This is a genomic window from Agrobacterium sp. NPDC058088 (assembly GCF_042885035.1).
In the GTDB taxonomy this organism is placed as follows: Bacteria; Pseudomonadota; Alphaproteobacteria; order Rhizobiales; family Rhizobiaceae; genus Agrobacterium.
Window position 1 is genome coordinate 18,714 of the sequence record NZ_JBHVSU010000003.1, and the last position, 16,672, is coordinate 35,385.

A 16,672-nucleotide genomic window follows, 5' to 3' on the forward strand; every position below is an offset into this window, starting at 1 on the left:
AAAGGCTTGGATACCGGCCGATAAACCCGTCAAAAGGAAATGCGTAATCCGTCTCAGACCGGTGAGTGCAGAAACGCCGGCATGGAGCCGCCCTCTGATTGCCTGGCGAGATAGAGGCGGGCGGTGTCGAGCGCTTCGCGGATGGTCGCATCCATGTCGAGATAACGGTAGGTCCCGAGCCGTCCAACGAACGTGACCGACGCTTCCCGTTCGGCCCGCGCCACATAATCGGCAAGCTGTTCTTTGTCCTCGACCAGCCGGATGGGATAATAGGGAATGTCTTGCGGGCCGCATTCGCGGGAGAACTCCCGGTAGCAGACGGAACCGGCAGGGTCTTCCCATGGAGAAAAATGCTTGTGTTCGGTGATGCGGGTAAAGGGCACCGACACGTCGCCGTAATTCATCACCGCGCAGCCTTGATAATCGCCGTCATAGGTGAACCGTTCGAAATCGAGGGTCCGGTATGCCAGACGACCAAATTCGAAATCGAAATAGCCGTCAAGTGGACCGGAGTAGAAGACATGGGCGGAGGCTGGCGCTTCGGCGCGATCAAAACGCGTGCCGAGCTTTACCGTGATGTTGGGGTGATCGAGGATGCGCTCGATCATCTCCGCATAACCGTTTTCAGGCATGCCCTGATATTTATGGAAGAAGTAATTGTCGTCGTAATTGAAGCGCACTGGCAGGCGCTTCAGGATAGAGGCGGGCAGTTCCGTCGGCGAGCAGCCCCATTGTTTCTCGGTATATCCCTTGAAGAAGGCTTCATAGAGATCGCGGCCGACGAAGCGCAGCGCCTGCTCCTCAAAGGTCTGTGGATCGGTGATCGACTTGTCGGCCTTTTCCTCGATGAAGCGTCGCGCTTCATCGGGCCGGAAATTCTTGCCGAAGAACTGGTTGATCGTGTGCAGGTTGACGGGAAGGGAGTATACCTGCTCACCACTCGTCGTTTTCACGCGGTTCTTATAGGGCATGAAGGTCTGGAAGCTGTTGACGTATTCCCAGACTTCCCTGTCGTCGGTATGGAAAATATGCGGGCCGTAAACATGCACCATGACGCCGGTTTCGTCGTCGCGTTCGGTGTAGCAATTGCCGGCAATGTGATCGCGGGCATCGACGATGTCGACCCTATGGCCCGCCAGTGCAAGCTCACGGCCAATGACCGCGCCGGAAAGCCCGGCACCCACAATGACAATTCTTTCGTCCGCGATCATTGCTTAAGTCAGTCCTGTTCATCCATCGCCTTGCGGGCGGTCAAGATTTGCCGGGAGGCGCCGCACGGCGCTTGTCCTCGCCGGTGTCGTTCGATGCGCCGCTCAATTGTCCGGTTTCTGCCAGAGGCGGCGGTCATAGGGGATTGGCGCATAGTCGTGCCATTGTCTCAGCTTTTTCAGGTAGCGCTCGCGGTAACTCTGTTCGTCCTCGAACTCGATGTTTTCCTGCAGCGCCTCTGCCCCTGCTTCGTAATAAATATCGAGATTGCTGAGGTCGGGCACAGGGGTCTCGCCACGCTCGCATTCACCCTGCATTTGCCAGAAGAGTTCTTCGAGACGCCGCGCCAGACCGGGAATATCCCGCAGGACGCTGGTGTCGCGCTGCCGGGCGATCGATTCCCTGACCTCCAGAAGGCTTTTGCGGTCGCGTTCGAAACCGATGGCGCGGGCGACATAATCTTCCGGTGAGGAGCAGATCATCTCCGGCACACCTGCTGCGGTGACGATGCTGCCGCAGAAGCGTGCGGCAAAGGTCTTGCCCGACATAGTGAGAACCGGCAGGCCTGAGGTTATCGCATCCGATGCCGTGGAATGCGCGCCATAGGGGAACGTGTCGAGAAACAGATCGGCAAGGCCGATGCGCGCAATATGCTGCGGGTTCTGGGCCTTCGGCGCGAAGATGAGCCTGTCGGACGCGACGCCGCTCTTTTCCGCAAGGTCTCGCAGGCGTTGATTGACGTCGTCATCACCCGCCAGCAGCCACAACAGGCTGCCGGGCGTCTCAGACAGGATCGTCATCCAGCGGGCGAAGCAGTTTTCCGTGATCTTCTGCATGCCGTTGAAGCTGGCATAAACGAAGGCATCCTCCGGCAATCCGACCTCTGCCCGGGTGGGCCGGGGGGCGATGGACCGCTTCCGGTCGAGGGGCTGGTCGCAGGCGATGCGGAGCACCTTCTCGGAATAATAGATCTCGTTCTCCGGCGGGATCATGTAACCGTCGGAGATCAGATATTGATGGAACGGGCTTCCCATCGATCCGGGATAACCGCAGAAGCTGACGATGACAGGCGCGGGACGATAGGCGAAGATTTTCGTGCGGGCATCCTTGGTGTAACCATTCACGTCGATCAATATATCGATCTCGTCGGCAATGATCTGAGATGCCGCGGTGGCGTCATCCATGCCATGAATATCACGCCAGCAATGGACCGCGGCTTTGATGCGCCCCTGCGTGCTGTCAGTGCCGCGGACATTGCCGCAATAATAGGCGAAGACCTCGATGCTATCCTTGTCATGAAGTTCCAGAACTTCGCAGAGGGCGAAGCCGACGGCATGATCGCGAAGATCCGACGAAAGATAGCCGACGCGCAGACGCTGGCCGGTGCCGGATTTCTGCTTCGGTGACCGGCGCGGGAACCGGCTGAGGTCCGGACGCGCACCGACCAGCATCTTGCTGAGGCGATATGCCTTGGCGAGCTGGAACATCGGATCGTCGGCGTAACAGCTCAACGTCAGCGACGACATCGCATCGAGCATCTTGCGCACGGGAATATGGCTCGAAGGGGCAAGTATGGGCCATTTGCACTGGCGCTGCCGCAACGACGCCCAGTGCTGGCCGGCCTCCGGCAGTTCCGGCCGCAGTTCGAACGCCTGCAGCAATGCGGTCTCGGCCTCTACGAGCTTTCCGGCGCCTTCGAGAACCCGGCCCATATTCTGCAGGGTCATATGCCGATGGCCGATTGTCTCGGCGTCGACGCTTTTCGTCGCTTCGGCATAATGCGACCATTGCTCGACGGCATGGCCGATCAACCCGGCATCTTCAAGCGCGCGGCCGAGATTGATGTGGCCGGGCGCGAATTCCGGGTTGGCCTTCAGGCAGGCGCGGAACGCCTGTACAGCGCCGGCCCGATCGCCCAGCTGGTTGAGCATGACGGCATAGTTGAAATAGGCGAGATGGATCGTCGGGTTGTTGTCGTTGAATGCGACCCAGGTCTTGTAAAGCTCCGCCGCCGCCGCCTGTTGCCCGGCGGCATTGAGCGCCTCTGATATGCTCAGCAGATCCATGAGGCTCAGCCGCTGGTTCCGCGCAAGATCGAGTGCGCTCGGAGCGGTGTCGTCATTTGATGGGGAGACTTGGTTGGCGGTCATGACATCCTGCGGCAAGGCGACAAAGGGTCTAAGATAAAGCAGCCTGTTGATGGGCCGTCTTTAGCTATCGCAGGTAACTTGCCTGTGGCTGGATGTATTGAGTTCCGGGTTGCTTGCGCTGATCAGCCGCGGGCTTTGAGGAGCGAAATGTCCTTCCAGTCAAACGGTCGCCTGGGAGGCAACGGATCAGTCAGGCCAAGGGACCAATTGCTGAAATTGTCTCCGGGCGAGAATGCCTCAGCCGATTGTTCTATCGCGCGACGAAAGCATTGTTTCGATAAACGATGCAGACGAATTTTTCAGAAATCTTTCGAAGCATTCTGCGACGAAAAGCCCAAATGTGCCACGACGCGGCTTCGGGCCGCGTCGTGGATCGTCTGGTTTCTTAAGTTTTATACACCCTTGTAAGCCTTGATGACCGCTTCAACCTGTGCGTCGTTCATGACTTTCAGCTGCTGGGCCGAAAGAGCTCCAGCCTGGGCGGTGCTGAGGCCGCCGATAGCCGCGGTGGAAAGACCGGCGACGGCGTTGGCGCTGATAGCCTTGATCTCGTCTGTCGAGAACAGCGCCAGCTCGGTGCTGTTGAGCGTAGCGACCTGAGCAGAATTCAGACCAGACACCTGTTCGGAGGTCAGTGCCGCGATCTGATCGGTCGAGAGGGCTGCGAACTGCGTCGACGACAGTGCTGCGGCCTGAGCCTTGCTGAGTGCGGCAATATTGCCGGTGCTGAGCTTGGTGGCGTCGAGACCGCCGAGAGCCTTGGCGGTGATCGCCTTGACTTCGTCCGCCGTGAAGGTCGCAAGGTTCGCGGAGTTGAAGGCGTTGAGTTGCGTCGAAGACAGGCCCGCAATCTGGGTCTTGGTCAGTGCTGCGGCGTTGTCGGTGCTAAGCGACGTAATAGCCGCAGTCGTCAGACCGGAGACGGCATTGGCGCCGATGGCCTTGATCTCATCGGTGGAGAAGAGGGCCAGTTCGTCGCTGCTCAGCGTACCGATCTGGGCCGAGCTCAGGCCGGCAATCTGATCGGAGTTGAGAGCCTTGATCTGGGCAGTCGACATGGCTGCGAACTGTGCAGTCGAGAGCGATGCCGCCTGGGCTCTGCTGAGAGCAGCGATGTTGTCGCTGCTAAGCTTGGTCACATCGAGACCGGAGAGCGCCTTGGTGCTGATCGCCTTGATCTCGTCTGCCGAGAAGTTGCCCAGGCTTGCAGAGGTCAGCGCGTTGAGCTGCGTGGACGAGAGGCCAGCAATCTGGGTCTTCGTCAGTGCGGCTGCGTTATCGGTGCTGAGGGCGGCCAGGGCCGCGGTAGAAAGACCGGCAACGGCGTTGGCGCCGATGGCCTTGATCTCATCCGTGGAGAAGAGGGCCAGTTCGTCGCTGCTCAGTGTCCCGACCTGAGCGGAGCTGAGGCCAGAGACCTGCTCGGAGGTGAGGGCCTTGATCTGGTCGGTCGAGAGCGCCGCGAACTGCGTCGAGGAAAGCGACGTTACTTGAGCCTTGGTCAGTGCGGCGATGTTGCCGGTGCTGAGCTTGGTCACATCGAGACCGGAGAGCGCCTTGGTGGTGATCGCCTTGATCTCGTCTGCAGTAAAGGTGGCGAGGTTTGCGGAGGTCAGAGCATTAAGCTGGGTGGACGAAAGGCCGGCAATCTGGGTCTTCGTCAGAGCCGATGCATTGTCGGTCGTAAGGGCAGCCAGGGCTGCGGTAGAAAGGCCGGCAACGGCGTTGGCGCCGATGGCCTTGATCTCATCGGTGGAGAAGAGAGCCAGTTCGTCGCTGCTGAGCGTCGCGACCTGAGCGGAGCTGAGACCGGACACCTGATCGGAGGTCAGGGCCTTGATCTGGTCGGTCGACATGGCGGTAAACTGCGCCGTGGAGAGCGCCGAAACCTGTGCCTTGCTGAGTGCGGCGATATTGCCGGTGCTGAGCTTGGAGACATCAAGGCCAGCGAGCGCCTTTGTAGTGATTGCCTTGACTTCGTCTGCCGTGAAGGTGGCGAGGCTACCCGATGTCAGGGCGTTGAGTTGCGTGGACGAGAGGCCGGCAATCTGGGTCTTTGTCAGAGCAGATGCATTGTCGGTCGTCAGGGCAGCCAGAGCCGCCGTGGAAAGGCCAGCGACGGCATTGGCGCTGAAGGCGCCGATCTCAGCCGTGGAGAAGAGGGCCAGTTCGTCGCTGCTAAGCGTTGCAACCTGGGCAGAGCTCAGACCAGAGACCTGCTCGGATGTCAGCGCCTTGATCTGATCAGTCGACATGGCGGCGAACTGCGTCGAGGAAAGCGACGTCACCTGAGCCTTGGTCAGCGCGGCGATGTTGTCGGTGCTGAGCTTGGTCACATCGAGACCTGCCAGCGCCTTGGTGGTGATCGCCTTGATCTCGTCTGCCGTAAAGGTGGCAAGGTTTGCGGAGGTCAATGCGTTGAGCTGCGTGGACGAAAGGCCGGCAATCTGGGTCTTCGTCAGGGCAGATGCATTGTCGGTCGTAAGCGCAGCGAGGGCTGCGGACGAGAGGCCGGCAACGGCGTTGGCGGCGATCGCTTTGATCTCGTCTGTCGAGAAGAGAGCCAGTTCGTCGCTGCTGAGCGTCGCGACCTGAGCGGAGCTGAGGCCAGAGACCTGCTCGGATGTCAGCGCCTTGATCTGATCAGTCGACATGGCCGCAAACTGCGCCGTGGAGAGCGCCGAAACCTGCGCCTTGCTGAGTGCGGCGATATTGCCGGTGCTGAGCTTGCTCACATCAAGACCAGCAAGGATTTTGGTGCTGATCGCCTTGACTTCGTCTGCCGAGAAGGTTGCAAGGCTGCCGGAGCTGAGTGCGTTGAACTGCGTGGAAGACAAGGCGGCGATCTGCGTCTTTGTCAGCGCGGCTGCATTGTCGGTGCTGAGAGCGGCGATGGCTGCTGTGGAAAGACCTGCGATGGCATTGGCGCTGATCGCCTTGATCTCGTCGGTGGAGAAGAGGGCCAGTTCGTCGCTGCTCAGTGTTGCAACCTGAGCGGAGCTGAGGCCTGCTACCTGAGACGAGTTGAGTGCCTTGATCTGGTCGGTCGAAAGGGCGTCAATCTGGCTGGCATAAAGGGCGGTAACCTGAGAAGACGACAGGCTGCTGACCTGAGCGGAGCTCAGTTTCGCCATCTGGGTGAGGGTCAGACCCTTGACTGCGGTCACCGAAATGGCGCGCAGGTCCTCAGAGCTGAAAAGAGCAAGGTTATCCGTGCTCAAAGACGCGATCTGAGATGACGAAAGAGCCTTGATTTTGGTGCTATCAAGAGCATTCACGTCTTCCGACGTCAGGCTGGCAATGGTGGACGTCGAAAGCTTGGAAATCTGCACAGCAGACAATGAGGATAGGATCGAAGTCATGAACGTGTCCTTTACCGAATGGCGGATGGTCACGCCTATCTGCTGCCAGACACTGCCTATGATGACAGCGATCAGACATCCGCAAATAAAGCGAAATTGTGGAGAACATGGCTCATGTGAACCTGCGCTGGAAACGCTTCATGCAATTCGAGCCGGAGATAGGGGCTCGGATTTTCCACGCTAGCTTGTGCGAATGCCGCTAATAATTTTTTGCCGCTTAAGAGATCGCGACGTGCGTGTCATATCAGTCTAACATTTAAAGACGAGTTAATGTTTGCTCTGACCCAATTTATTCTTGGTGGATGCGTATTTTAGATTCCATTCAAGTATAAAGCAAAACGAATAGGTGCCGGATTTTCCATCCTTCACTCTGGACGTCAAATAATTTCGCTACCGTATAAGTAGCATAACTTGAAGGAGGCGTGGCGATCAGGTTCCGATCGCGAGGGTCGTTTCAAGATAAATAGCAATGCTTGATAATGGCTGATCGACTTATGTAATGCATGCCATCACGGGTTGAGGTTTTTGCTTTTCCTTCTTTATTCGTACTATTTTTTTCATTTTTTAAAATCGGAAGCTGTCTTTAGGTCATGGCAATGCTTTAACCCGGCGGATGTCGCCAATAGGCTGTTTGCGTCAAGCGCTGACAAGTTCATTCTGCAGAATGGATGTCGAAAGCGCCTTCCCGGAATTTCGGCCAGAGCGCTTTCACAACCGAGGCATTTGAGCGGTTCGTCGGAGGAATATGCCGGCCTTAGTCCAGCGTCACCATGTGGGCCGACAGCTGTTCTTCGAAGAATTTCGAGAAGGTCGCTATGCGGGGCGGCAGGGTCTGATAGGGCGGATAATAGAGCGTCAGCCAGAGTTCGGGTGGAACCCAGCCCGGCAGAACATGCACGAGCCGGCCGCTGCGGATATGTTCGGCGATATTGAAGCCCGGCAGCATGGCCACGCCTGCGCCATCGGCTGCCATATCGGCCAGCACTTCGCCACTATTGGCGCTGAAGGCGCGACCGGCGGTGATAGTGATGCTCGATCCGCCATCCGAGAGCATCCAGTTTTCGCGCCGGCTTTCACCACTATAGGCGAGGCAATCGTCGGGGGTAAGCTCGCCTGGGTGTTTCATCTGCGTGAACCGACTGCCGGGCGCTGCCACCAGGATTCTCGGGACAGCCCTTATCTTGCGCCAGATGGTGAATTTGTCTGATGGGGCCGACGAAATACGGATTGCCAGATCGTAGTCGTCATCGACAATATTGACCAGGCCGTCCGACAGGGAAACCTCGAAACACATTTTTGGATATAATTCCCGGAAGCCCGACAGGATCTGTGGCAGCACCGTCTTGCCGAGCCAGGTCGGCGCGCTGATCCTCAGCCGCCCCTCATCGGCCTTGTGGGCGTTGCGCACATCGCGTCGGGCATTCTCCAGCGCCTCGACCGCGGGCTGGATCTGTGCCGCGAAGATTGCGCCATCCGTGGTCAGCGATACCTGCCGGGTGGTGCGGACAAACAATTGCACGCCGAGATCACATTCAAGCGCAGCAATGGCACGGGTGACGCCCGCGGCCGTCATGCTGAGTTCACGGGCGACCTGGGCGAAATTGCGCTTCTCGGCCGCCATCAGGAAGATTTTGAGGGCTTTGTGATCGTTCATCTTGATTATTTCATAAATCGCAATTCATTCGAGAGAAATATTGCAATTCCGCGACATGATCAAGCCGGTTACATCTTTGTCCATCGAAACAAACACAGCCAGAACGAAAGGCGCCGACGATGATCAAGGATATCAAGGGCCTGCACCACGTTACCTCGATGGCGTCGGATGCGCGGCAGAACAACAGCTTTTTCACCGATACGCTCGGCTTGCGCCGGGTGAAGAAGACGGTCAACTTCGACGAACCCGGCGTTTATCACCTTTATTACGGTGACGAAACGGGAACGCCCGGCACGGTCATGACCTATTTTCCCTTCGAACACATGATGGCGGGTCGTCCGGGCGTCGGCGAGGTGGGCGAGACCCAGTTCTCCATCCCGAAGGGTGCCATGGGTTTCTGGAAAGACCGGCTGATCGCAAAGGGTGCCGCTGGTATTCAGGCCGACACGGTCTTCGGCGCCAATCGCCTGCGCTTCACTGGACCCGATGGCGATGGCCTTGCGCTGATCGAAACGGAAAATGATACACGCGCCGCCTGGCAGGCTGAGGGCATTTCCGAAGAAAACGCCATACGCGGTTTCTCCGGTGCGCGCTTTAATCTCAATGATACGACTGCCACCGAAGAACTTCTTCGCTTCATGGGATATGAGCGGGCCGATGCCGAGGGCAATGTGACGCGTTATGTCATTCCCGGCGGCAACGGGGCCGATACGATTGATCTTGCCACCCTGCCGAATACGCCCTTCGCCCGTCAGGGAGCAGGTTCGGTCCACCACATCGCCTTTGCGGTCGAAAACCGTGAAAAGCAGCTGGAAGTGCGCAAGGCCCTGATGGATACCGGCTATCAGGTTACCCCCGTCATCGACCGCGATTACTTCTGGGCGATCTATTTCCGGACCCCGGGTGGGATCCTGTTCGAGATCGCAACCAACGAACCCGGTTTCGACCGTGACGAGGATACGGCTCATCTGGGCGAAGCGCTGAAGTTGCCCAGCCGCTACGAGCCTTTCCGCAATCAGATCGAAGCGAACCTGGTGCCGCTCACCGCATAGGCGGATCGCTGAGCCGTATCGACCCACTACCCCATTCCGCCTTTTCAAGACGGCTGCCCCTGACGGGCAGCTGACCGGCCAAGCCTTGTCAATTTCACCGCCGTAGACCGGCAATCACCACAGTAATGGAGAACCACAATGTCGAAGCTTGAAGTCCTTACTCCCGCCAACAGCCAGCTCATCTTTATCGACCAGCAGCCGCAGATGGCTTTCGGTGTGCAGTCGATCGACCGCCAGACCCTGAAGAACAATGTCGTCGGCCTCGCCAAGGCGGCAAAGATCTTCAACATCCCGACGACCATCACCACGGTCGAAACGGAAAGCTTCTCGGGCAACACCTTCCCGGAACTGCTCGCGGTTTTCCCGGAAAACGACATTCTTGAGCGCACCTCGATGAATTCCTGGGATGACCAGAATGTCCGCGATGCCCTGGCGAAAAATGCCGCCGGTGGCCGCAAGAAGATCGTCGTTTCCGGTCTCTGGACCGAGGTCTGCAACACCACCTTCGCGCTCTCGGCACTGCATGATGTCGCGGATTACGAGATCTACATGGTGGCGGATGCGTCTGGCGGCACCTCTGTCGATGCGCATAAATATGCAATGGACCGCATGGTGCAGGCGGGCATCATTCCCGTCACCTGGCAGCAGGTGCTGCTGGAATGGCAGCGCGACTGGGCCCGCAAGGAAACCTATGACGCCGTTACCTCGCTGGTGAAGGAACATTCCGGCGCCTACGGCATGGGCATCGATTATGCCGTCACCCATGTCCATGGCGGTGCAGAGCGCGTCAAGCACGGCAAGCGCATCGGCCCGAACCCCGCGAAATAAGCTTTCAACCATGACGCGCCGGCAGGATTGATATCCGGGCCGGCGCGGCTTTATCCACCCAAAGGAGGTTTCCATGAAAGTCTATCTTTTGTCGCTTGGCGCCGGCCTGCTGGTCGGTATCGTCTACAGCCTGCTCAACGTGCGCTCCCCCGCGCCGCCCGTCATCGCGCTTGTCGGCCTGCTGGGCATTTTGGTCGGAGAACAGATCATCCCTTTCGCGAGGACGATCATCGACAGGGAGCCCGCCGCCGTTTCGTGGTTCAACCAGATCAAGCCGCACATGTTCGGTCATATGCCCAAGGGTGGTGTTGAAACGACTGATCTTGCGCAGACACAGCAGCCAACCAGTCGGGAGAAAAGCTGATGCCGACACGTCGCACTTTCCTCGGCGCGGCATCCAGTCTCGCCTTTCCGAATCTGTTTTCACCGGCTAAGGCCGCTGATCCCATCAAGACCGGAGCTTCGTCCATGCACCCAGATACCATCCTTCACAATGGCCGCGTCACGACACTTGATCGTGGCAATCCGAATGCAACGGCAGTCGCCATCAAGGATGGTCTGTTTGTTGAGGTGGGAAGCGATACCAAGGTCATGGCCCTTGCCGGGCCGGAAACGAAGATCATCGACCTCAAGGGCAAGCGAGTTCTGCCCGGCCTGATAGACAACCACACCCACGTCATTCGCGGTGGCCTGAACTTCAACATGGAACTGCGCTGGGATGGCGTTCGCTCGCTTGCCGATGCCATGGACATGCTGAAGCGCCAGGTCGCGATAACGCCCGCCCCCCAATGGGTGCGCGTCGTCGGTGGTTTCACGGAGCATCAATTCGTCGAAAAGCGCCTGCCGACCATCGAAGAGATCAATGCGGTGGCGCCGGATACGCCCGTCTTCCTTCTGCATCTCTATGACAGGGCGCTGCTGAACGGTGCCGCACTTCGCGCCGTTGGCTATACCAGGGATACGCCGAACCCGCCCGGCGGCGAGATCACCCGCGACGCCAACGGCAATCCCACGGGCCTGCTGCTCGCCAAGCCGAATGCCGGCATTCTCTATTCGACGCTCGCCAAGGGTCCGAAACTGCCTCTCGATTATCAGGTCAATTCCACCCGCCACTTCATGCGCGAGCTGAACCGGCTGGGTGTGACGGGCGTGATCGATGCCGGCGGCGGTTTCCAGAATTATCCCGATGATTACGAGGTGATCCAGAAGCTGTCGGATGAGAACCAGATGACGGTTCGGCTGGCCTACAACCTCTTCACGCAGAAGCCGAAACAGGAGAAGGAAGACTTCCTCAACTGGACGCAATCGGTCAAATACAAGCAGGGCAACGATTATTTCCGGCACAATGGTGCGGGCGAAATGCTGGTCTTTTCCGCTGCCGATTTCGAGGATTTCCGTCAGCCGCGGCCCGATATGCCACCGGAAATGGAAGGCGAGCTTGAAGACGTTGTCCGTATTCTGGCGGAAAACCGCTGGCCCTGGCGTCTGCATGCCACCTATGACGAGACTATTTCGCGGGCGCTGGATGTCTTCGAAAAGGTCAATCGTGACATCCCGCTCGAAGGGCTTAACTGGTTCTTTGACCACGCCGAAACCATCTCTGACCGCTCTATCGACCGAATCGCCGCGCTTGGCGGCGGCATCGCCACGCAGCACCGCATGGCCTATCAGGGCGAATATTTCGTCGAGCGTTATGGTCAGGGCGTGGCCGAAGCCACACCACCGATCCGGCGCATGCTCGATAAGGGTGTGAACGTTTCGGCCGGCACGGATGCAACGCGCGTCGCCTCCTATAATCCGTGGGTGTCGCTGTTCTGGATGGTGACCGGCAAGACAGTCGGCGGCATGCAGCTTTATCCCCGCGCCAACTGCCTCGACCGCGAAACAGCGCTGCGCATGTGGACGGAAAAAGTCACCTGGTTCTCGAATGAAGAAGGCACGAAGGGCCGCATCGAGAAAGGCCAGTTCGCCGACCTCGTCGTGCCGGACAAGGACTTCTTCTCCTGCGCGGAGGATGAAATCTCCTTCCTCACCTCGGAATTGACCATGGTCGGCGGTAAGATCGTCTATGGTGCTGGCGACTTCAAGGCACTGGACGAGAGCAATATTCCCCCGGCCATGCCTGACTGGTCGCCAGTGCGCAAGTTCGGCGGCTACGCCGCTTGGGGTGAACCCGAGGGCGCTGGTGCCCGCTCGCTGCGCCGCACGGCCATCTCCACCTGCGGCTGTGCCAGCGATTGCGGTGTCCATGGCCACGACCATGCCGGCGCCTGGACATCGAAACTGCCGATTGCTGATCTGAAGGGCTTTTTCGGTGCCTTGGGCTGCTCCTGCTGGGCGGTCTGAGCCTGATCGACAAGAGAAATCCAACGGGCGGCGCACGCCGTCGCCCGTTGTTCGCAAAAGAATATTGCAGATTGTGCAATTATATCGAAACTATTGATGCAATTGTTGGCGACAATCCGTTGCGCCAATATCGCTCCATCAGATGAACGCAGCGCCGCACACATCGACGGCCAGATCGCAGGAGCATTCAATGACTGACCCATCTTCGACCCTTCGCCTTCGCGGTTTTCTTGCGGATATCGTCGCCGCGCCCGTCACACGAATCGTGGCACTTCTGGCGCTTTGCTCGGCCTATATTCAGGGGCCGCTTACCAAGATCTTCGATTTCCCCGGCGCGATTGCGGAAATGAACCATTTTGGCCTGCAGCCAGCGGCGGCATTTGCCGTCTTTGTCATCGTTTTTGAACTCACCGCGTCCGCCATGGTGGTATCGGGCTTCCTGCGCTGGGCGGGTGCTCTGGCGCTCTCGGGCTTTACGCTTCTTGCCACTTTCATCGCTCTTCGGTTCTGGGAAATGGCGCCCGGCATGGACCGCATGATGGCCACCAATGCCTTCTTCGAACATCTCGGTCTGGCCGGTGCCTTCATCATCGTCGGTGCAATCGATCTCACGAAAGGAACAGGCAAATGAGTGCCGCAAAATCTTCCGCGAGCAGCTTTGCTCCTCTTGCGCAACCGGTTTTCGCCGTCCTCTGGGCTGCGACAGTGCTCGGCAATACCGGCAGCTTCATGCGTGATGTCGCCAGCTCATGGTTGATGACCGATCTTTCGGCCTCGCCGGCGGCGGTCGCCTTGGTTCAAGCGGCCGGAACCCTGCCGATCTTTCTTCTGGCGATCCCGGCCGGCGTACTGACGGATATTCTCGACCGACGCAAATTCCTGATCGCCGTCCAACTGCTGCTGGCCTCTGTCAGCGTCACCCTCATGGTTCTCGCGCATACCGGCCTGTTGTCCGTCAGCGCCCTGATCGGCCTCACCTTCCTCGGTGGCATCGGTGCCGCGCTGATGGGGCCGACCTGGCAGGCGATCGTGCCGGAACTGGTGAAGCGCGAGGACATCAAGAGCGCCGTGGCGTTGAACTCGCTTGGCATCAACATCGCCCGTTCCATCGGCCCCGCTGTTGGCGGCATTCTGCTTGCGGCCTTTGGCGCAGCCTTCACCTACGGTGCCGATGTCGCCAGTTACTTCGTCGTCATCGCCGCCCTTTTGTGGTGGCCTCGGGTGAAGAACGCCGATGACGCGCTGGCGGAAGGTTTCCTCGGCGCATTCCGGGCAGGCCTTCGTTATACCCGTGCCAGCAAGCCGCTGCATGTCGTTCTGCTGCGGGCAGCGATTTTCTTCGCTTTCGCCAGTGCCGTCTGGGCGCTGCTGCCGCTGGTCGCCCGGCAATTGCTGGGTGGAGATGCGAGTTTCTACGGTATCCTGCTCGGCGCCGTCGGGGCCGGTGCAATCGGCGGGGCGCTGGTCATGCCGAAGCTGCGCTCACGTTTCGATGCGGATGCCCTGCTTCTCGGCGCCGCCATCATCACCGCGCTCGTCATGGCCGGGTTGTCATTCGCTCCGCCGAAATGGCTTGCCATCATCATTCTGCTGTTCCTCGGCGGTGCCTGGATCACGGCACTGACGACGCTCAATGGCGCAGCTCAGGCGATCCTGCCAAACTGGGTGCGGGGTCGTGGTCTCGCCGTCTATCTCACTGTCTTCAATGGTGCGATGACAGCCGGCAGCATCGGCTGGGGCACTGTGGGTGAGGCGGCCGGTGTCCCGGGCACCCTGCTGATCGGTGCCGCTGGTCTTCTCATCGCAGGCCTCGTCATGCACCGCCTGAAACTGCCTGCGGGTGACGCGGATATGGTGCCATCCAACCATTGGCCCGAACCGCTGGTTGCCGAGCCTGTGGCCCATGATCGCGGTCCGGTTCTTATCCTGATCGAGTATAATGTCGAGAAGCATCACCGTTCGGCTTTCCTGCATGCCCTGGACGAACTCTCCCAGGAGCGCCGCCGCGATGGAGCCTATGGCTGGGGTGTCACCGAAGATTCCGGCGATCCGCAGAAAATCGTGGAATGGTTCATGGTGGAATCCTGGGCCGAGCATCTGCGCCAGCACAAGCGGGTTTCCAATGCCGACGCGGATTTGCAGGGCAAGGTGCTTGCTTACCATTCGGGGCTGGAAAGGCCTGTCGTACGCCACTTCCTCACGATCAATCGTCCCGGAAAAGCATAAACAGAAAGGGGCCGAAGGGCCCCTTTTTCGTTCTCGTCTTGAAAGGCCGGCCGGTTATTGTGTGATCCGCTCCATCACCCGGCTCAATGCCTCTTTCAGCGCATGGGAACCGCCGTTTTTGTCGAAATCCTGCATCACCTGCTCGTTGAGGCCGCCTTTGGTGGCAAATTCGCGGCTCATCTCGTTGAAGCCTGTCTTTTCGCCTGACAGCAAGGCTACCTCGGAGAGACCGGCAAAGAGGGGCGTGATATAGGCTCGCGCCTTGTCTTCCGGCAGGCCGTTCTCCGCCAGCCACTCCGTCGTCGCTTGCATGATGCCGAAATAGGTGGCCATCAGCGCGCTGGCGGCGGCCAGAAGGTCGTATTCCGCCTTTGTCGCGCATTCCACGGCATTGCCGAGCACGTTGAATATCGCGGCGGTGTCCGTATCGGCGGGATAAATGGCGGTGACGCCCTTGCGCCGGGCAACGAAGGGCAGGGGGATCGCCTGGGCGAGACGCACATCCGCTCCGATCCAGTCCAGAAGCGCTTGCCGGCTGGTTGCCGCCACGACACTGATGACCTTCTGCCCGTCCCGGAACCGCAAAGGTCGGATGACCTCTTCGGCGATCTGCGGACGGATTGCCAGCATGACGGTATCGCAGCCATCAACAATCATCTGATTGTCGCCGGAGACGATCACCTGCGGAAAATCGGTGGCAAGTCTGGCCGAAATATCCGCGCTGCGCTGAGATACCATGACATGTGGTACGGCGGCGGGCTTGGCAAGCAGGCCGCGCACCATCGCATCGGTGATGGCACCCGTTCCGATAAAGCCGATTTTCTGGGGAAGGGACATGAATACTCCACTGCGGCGACTGGACCGAGAGGGGCATCGGCCGTGTCATTGTCGTCCGATGCTAAATTTTCCGCCGGCAATTGTCGACAAGCAGAGGGCGTTAATTTGCCGGCCGGTGCTCGCGAAAAGCAGCGGCAAGTGTGCGCAACGCTTCGCGGGACCTGCTGTCGGTCAGGGTCGAGAACATGATGATTTCGCTGGAGGGCAGAGACGGCAGGCCAAAACGCTGGCTGACCTCGACTGTCCCGGGCGGTGCAAGACGGCAGGAAAAGACGGAAATCGCAAGCCCGGCTGAGACGGCCGCGGTCACCATTGACGATGTGCCGCCGAGAAACACCTCTGTCCAGGCAATCGCCGCTGCGTCCAGCGCATGGGTGGCGATGTTGCGCACACCACAGGTAGGTGAAAGTGCCGCCAGTCTGAGCGGTTCGCCCTGACGGTGTTCGAATTGCGGGGTTGCGTACCAGCCGAAATGCTCCGGCCCAAGCACCTCGCCGTCGCGCCGGTCGTCTTCGCGTCTGATGATGGCCGCATCGATTTCACCACGGTCAAAGGCGTCGAGCAGGGAGCGGGAATGATCCATCCGCACTTCAATCGTCAGGCCGGGATCATGGTCGTTAAGCCGTGCCAGAAGGGTCGGCACCTCTGGCCCGGCCACATGCGCGGCAATGCCGAGGCCGAAACGGCGGCGCGGCGAGGAAAGGCCCGCCAGTGCCCGATCATGCGCCGCGAGAAATTCGCGGGCGGGTGCGATAAACACCGCCCCCTGGGCAGACAGGCGCACCGCGCGCGGTGTTCGTTCGAGCAACCGCTGGCCAAGCCTGTCTTCCAGCCGTTTGAGCTTGACGCTGATGGCGCCCTGGGTGGTGCCCAGCGTTTCGGCGGCCCGGGTGAAGCTCTGGAGATCAGCGATAGTGACAAAGGCCTCGACGGCCTCCACATCGAGCGTGCGCATCTCTGTCATTCCAATTTGTTGTCTCTGAAATAACCAATCATCCAATTCCGTTA

At 59.2% G+C, this 16,672-nt stretch carries 12 protein-coding genes; 6 read left to right on the plus strand and 6 right to left on the minus strand.

Annotated features, from left to right (window positions below; translation table 11 throughout):
• Positions 1–53: 53 nt before the first annotated feature.
• From glf to ACFVTJ_RS10265, 4 genes are all read right to left on the minus strand, one after another.
• The gene (gene glf, locus ACFVTJ_RS10250) at positions 54–1,211 is read right to left on the minus strand and encodes a UDP-galactopyranose mutase (protein WP_386906984.1); all 1,158 of its coding nucleotides are present in this window, start codon (positions 1,209–1,211) and stop codon (positions 54–56) included.
• A gap of 102 nt (positions 1,212–1,313) precedes the next feature.
• Complete coding sequence (locus tag ACFVTJ_RS10255) at positions 1,314–3,359, minus strand: glycosyl transferase (RefSeq protein WP_386906986.1); 2,046 nt, start codon at positions 3,357–3,359, stop codon at positions 1,314–1,316.
• 392 nt (positions 3,360–3,751) lie between these two features.
• Positions 3,752–6,721 (minus strand): beta strand repeat-containing protein, encoded by a 2,970-nt coding sequence (locus ACFVTJ_RS10260; RefSeq protein WP_386906988.1) that lies wholly within the window; start codon positions 6,719–6,721, stop codon positions 3,752–3,754.
• A 754-nt stretch (positions 6,722–7,475) separates the two neighbouring features.
• Positions 7,476–8,375 (minus strand): LysR family transcriptional regulator, encoded by a 900-nt coding sequence (locus tag ACFVTJ_RS10265; RefSeq protein ID WP_386906989.1) that lies wholly within the window; start codon positions 8,373–8,375, stop codon positions 7,476–7,478.
• Positions 8,376–8,494: 119 nt separating this feature from the next.
• Between ACFVTJ_RS10265 and ACFVTJ_RS10270 the strand changes: the two genes are divergently transcribed.
• From ACFVTJ_RS10270 to ACFVTJ_RS10295, 6 genes are all read left to right on the plus strand, one after another.
• Complete coding sequence (locus ACFVTJ_RS10270) at positions 8,495–9,427, plus strand: VOC family protein (protein WP_386906991.1); 933 nt, start codon at positions 8,495–8,497, stop codon at positions 9,425–9,427.
• Positions 9,428–9,565: 138 nt separating this feature from the next.
• Entirely contained in the window at positions 9,566–10,255 is a 690-nt protein-coding gene (locus tag ACFVTJ_RS10275; protein WP_386906993.1) for a hydrolase, read from the plus strand.
• 73 nt (positions 10,256–10,328) lie between these two features.
• Entirely contained in the window at positions 10,329–10,619 is a 291-nt protein-coding gene (locus ACFVTJ_RS10280) for a XapX domain-containing protein (protein ID WP_386906994.1), read from the plus strand.
• The gene (locus tag ACFVTJ_RS10285) at positions 10,619–12,601 is read left to right on the plus strand and encodes an amidohydrolase family protein (RefSeq protein ID WP_386906996.1); all 1,983 of its coding nucleotides are present in this window, start codon (positions 10,619–10,621) and stop codon (positions 12,599–12,601) included. The genes ACFVTJ_RS10280 and ACFVTJ_RS10285 overlap by 1 nt, the downstream gene beginning before the upstream one ends.
• Before the next feature lie 190 nt (positions 12,602–12,791).
• Complete coding sequence (locus ACFVTJ_RS10290; RefSeq protein WP_386906998.1) at positions 12,792–13,232, plus strand: DoxX family protein; 441 nt, start codon at positions 12,792–12,794, stop codon at positions 13,230–13,232.
• On the plus strand, positions 13,229–14,827 hold the full coding sequence (locus ACFVTJ_RS10295) for an MFS transporter (protein WP_386907000.1): 1,599 nt from the start codon (positions 13,229–13,231) through the stop codon (positions 14,825–14,827). The genes ACFVTJ_RS10290 and ACFVTJ_RS10295 overlap by 4 nt, the downstream gene beginning before the upstream one ends.
• A gap of 54 nt (positions 14,828–14,881) precedes the next feature.
• Here the strand turns inward: ACFVTJ_RS10295 and ACFVTJ_RS10300 are convergent, their stop codons facing one another.
• A complete protein-coding gene (locus ACFVTJ_RS10300; RefSeq protein ID WP_386907001.1) occupies positions 14,882–15,664 on the minus strand; it encodes a pyrroline-5-carboxylate reductase in 783 nt (260 codons plus the stop codon).
• A 100-nt stretch (positions 15,665–15,764) separates the two neighbouring features.
• The gene (locus ACFVTJ_RS10305; RefSeq protein WP_386907003.1) at positions 15,765–16,619 is read right to left on the minus strand and encodes a LysR family transcriptional regulator; all 855 of its coding nucleotides are present in this window, start codon (positions 16,617–16,619) and stop codon (positions 15,765–15,767) included.
• Positions 16,620–16,672 lie beyond the last annotated feature (53 nt).

Coding starts and splice junctions, on each gene's coding strand:
- ACFVTJ_RS10275 (WP_386906993.1), top strand. CDS start 9,566: ATGTCGAAGCTTGAAGTCCTTACTCCCGCCAACAGCCAGCTCATCTTT.
- glf (WP_386906984.1), bottom strand. CDS start 1,211: ATGATCGCGGACGAAAGAATTGTCATTGTGGGTGCCGGGCTTTCCGGC.
- ACFVTJ_RS10280 (WP_386906994.1), top strand. CDS start 10,329: ATGAAAGTCTATCTTTTGTCGCTTGGCGCCGGCCTGCTGGTCGGTATC.
- ACFVTJ_RS10270 (WP_386906991.1), top strand. CDS start 8,495: ATGATCAAGGATATCAAGGGCCTGCACCACGTTACCTCGATGGCGTCG.
- ACFVTJ_RS10290 (WP_386906998.1), top strand. CDS start 12,792: ATGACTGACCCATCTTCGACCCTTCGCCTTCGCGGTTTTCTTGCGGAT.
- ACFVTJ_RS10300 (WP_386907001.1), bottom strand. CDS start 15,664: ATGTCCCTTCCCCAGAAAATCGGCTTTATCGGAACGGGTGCCATCACC.
- ACFVTJ_RS10260 (WP_386906988.1), bottom strand. CDS start 6,721: ATGACTTCGATCCTATCCTCATTGTCTGCTGTGCAGATTTCCAAGCTT.
- ACFVTJ_RS10295 (WP_386907000.1), top strand. CDS start 13,229: ATGAGTGCCGCAAAATCTTCCGCGAGCAGCTTTGCTCCTCTTGCGCAA.
- ACFVTJ_RS10265 (WP_386906989.1), bottom strand. CDS start 8,375: ATGAACGATCACAAAGCCCTCAAAATCTTCCTGATGGCGGCCGAGAAG.
- ACFVTJ_RS10285 (WP_386906996.1), top strand. CDS start 10,619: ATGCCGACACGTCGCACTTTCCTCGGCGCGGCATCCAGTCTCGCCTTT.
- ACFVTJ_RS10305 (WP_386907003.1), bottom strand. CDS start 16,619: ATGCGCACGCTCGATGTGGAGGCCGTCGAGGCCTTTGTCACTATCGCT.
- ACFVTJ_RS10255 (WP_386906986.1), bottom strand. CDS start 3,359: ATGACCGCCAACCAAGTCTCCCCATCAAATGACGACACCGCTCCGAGC.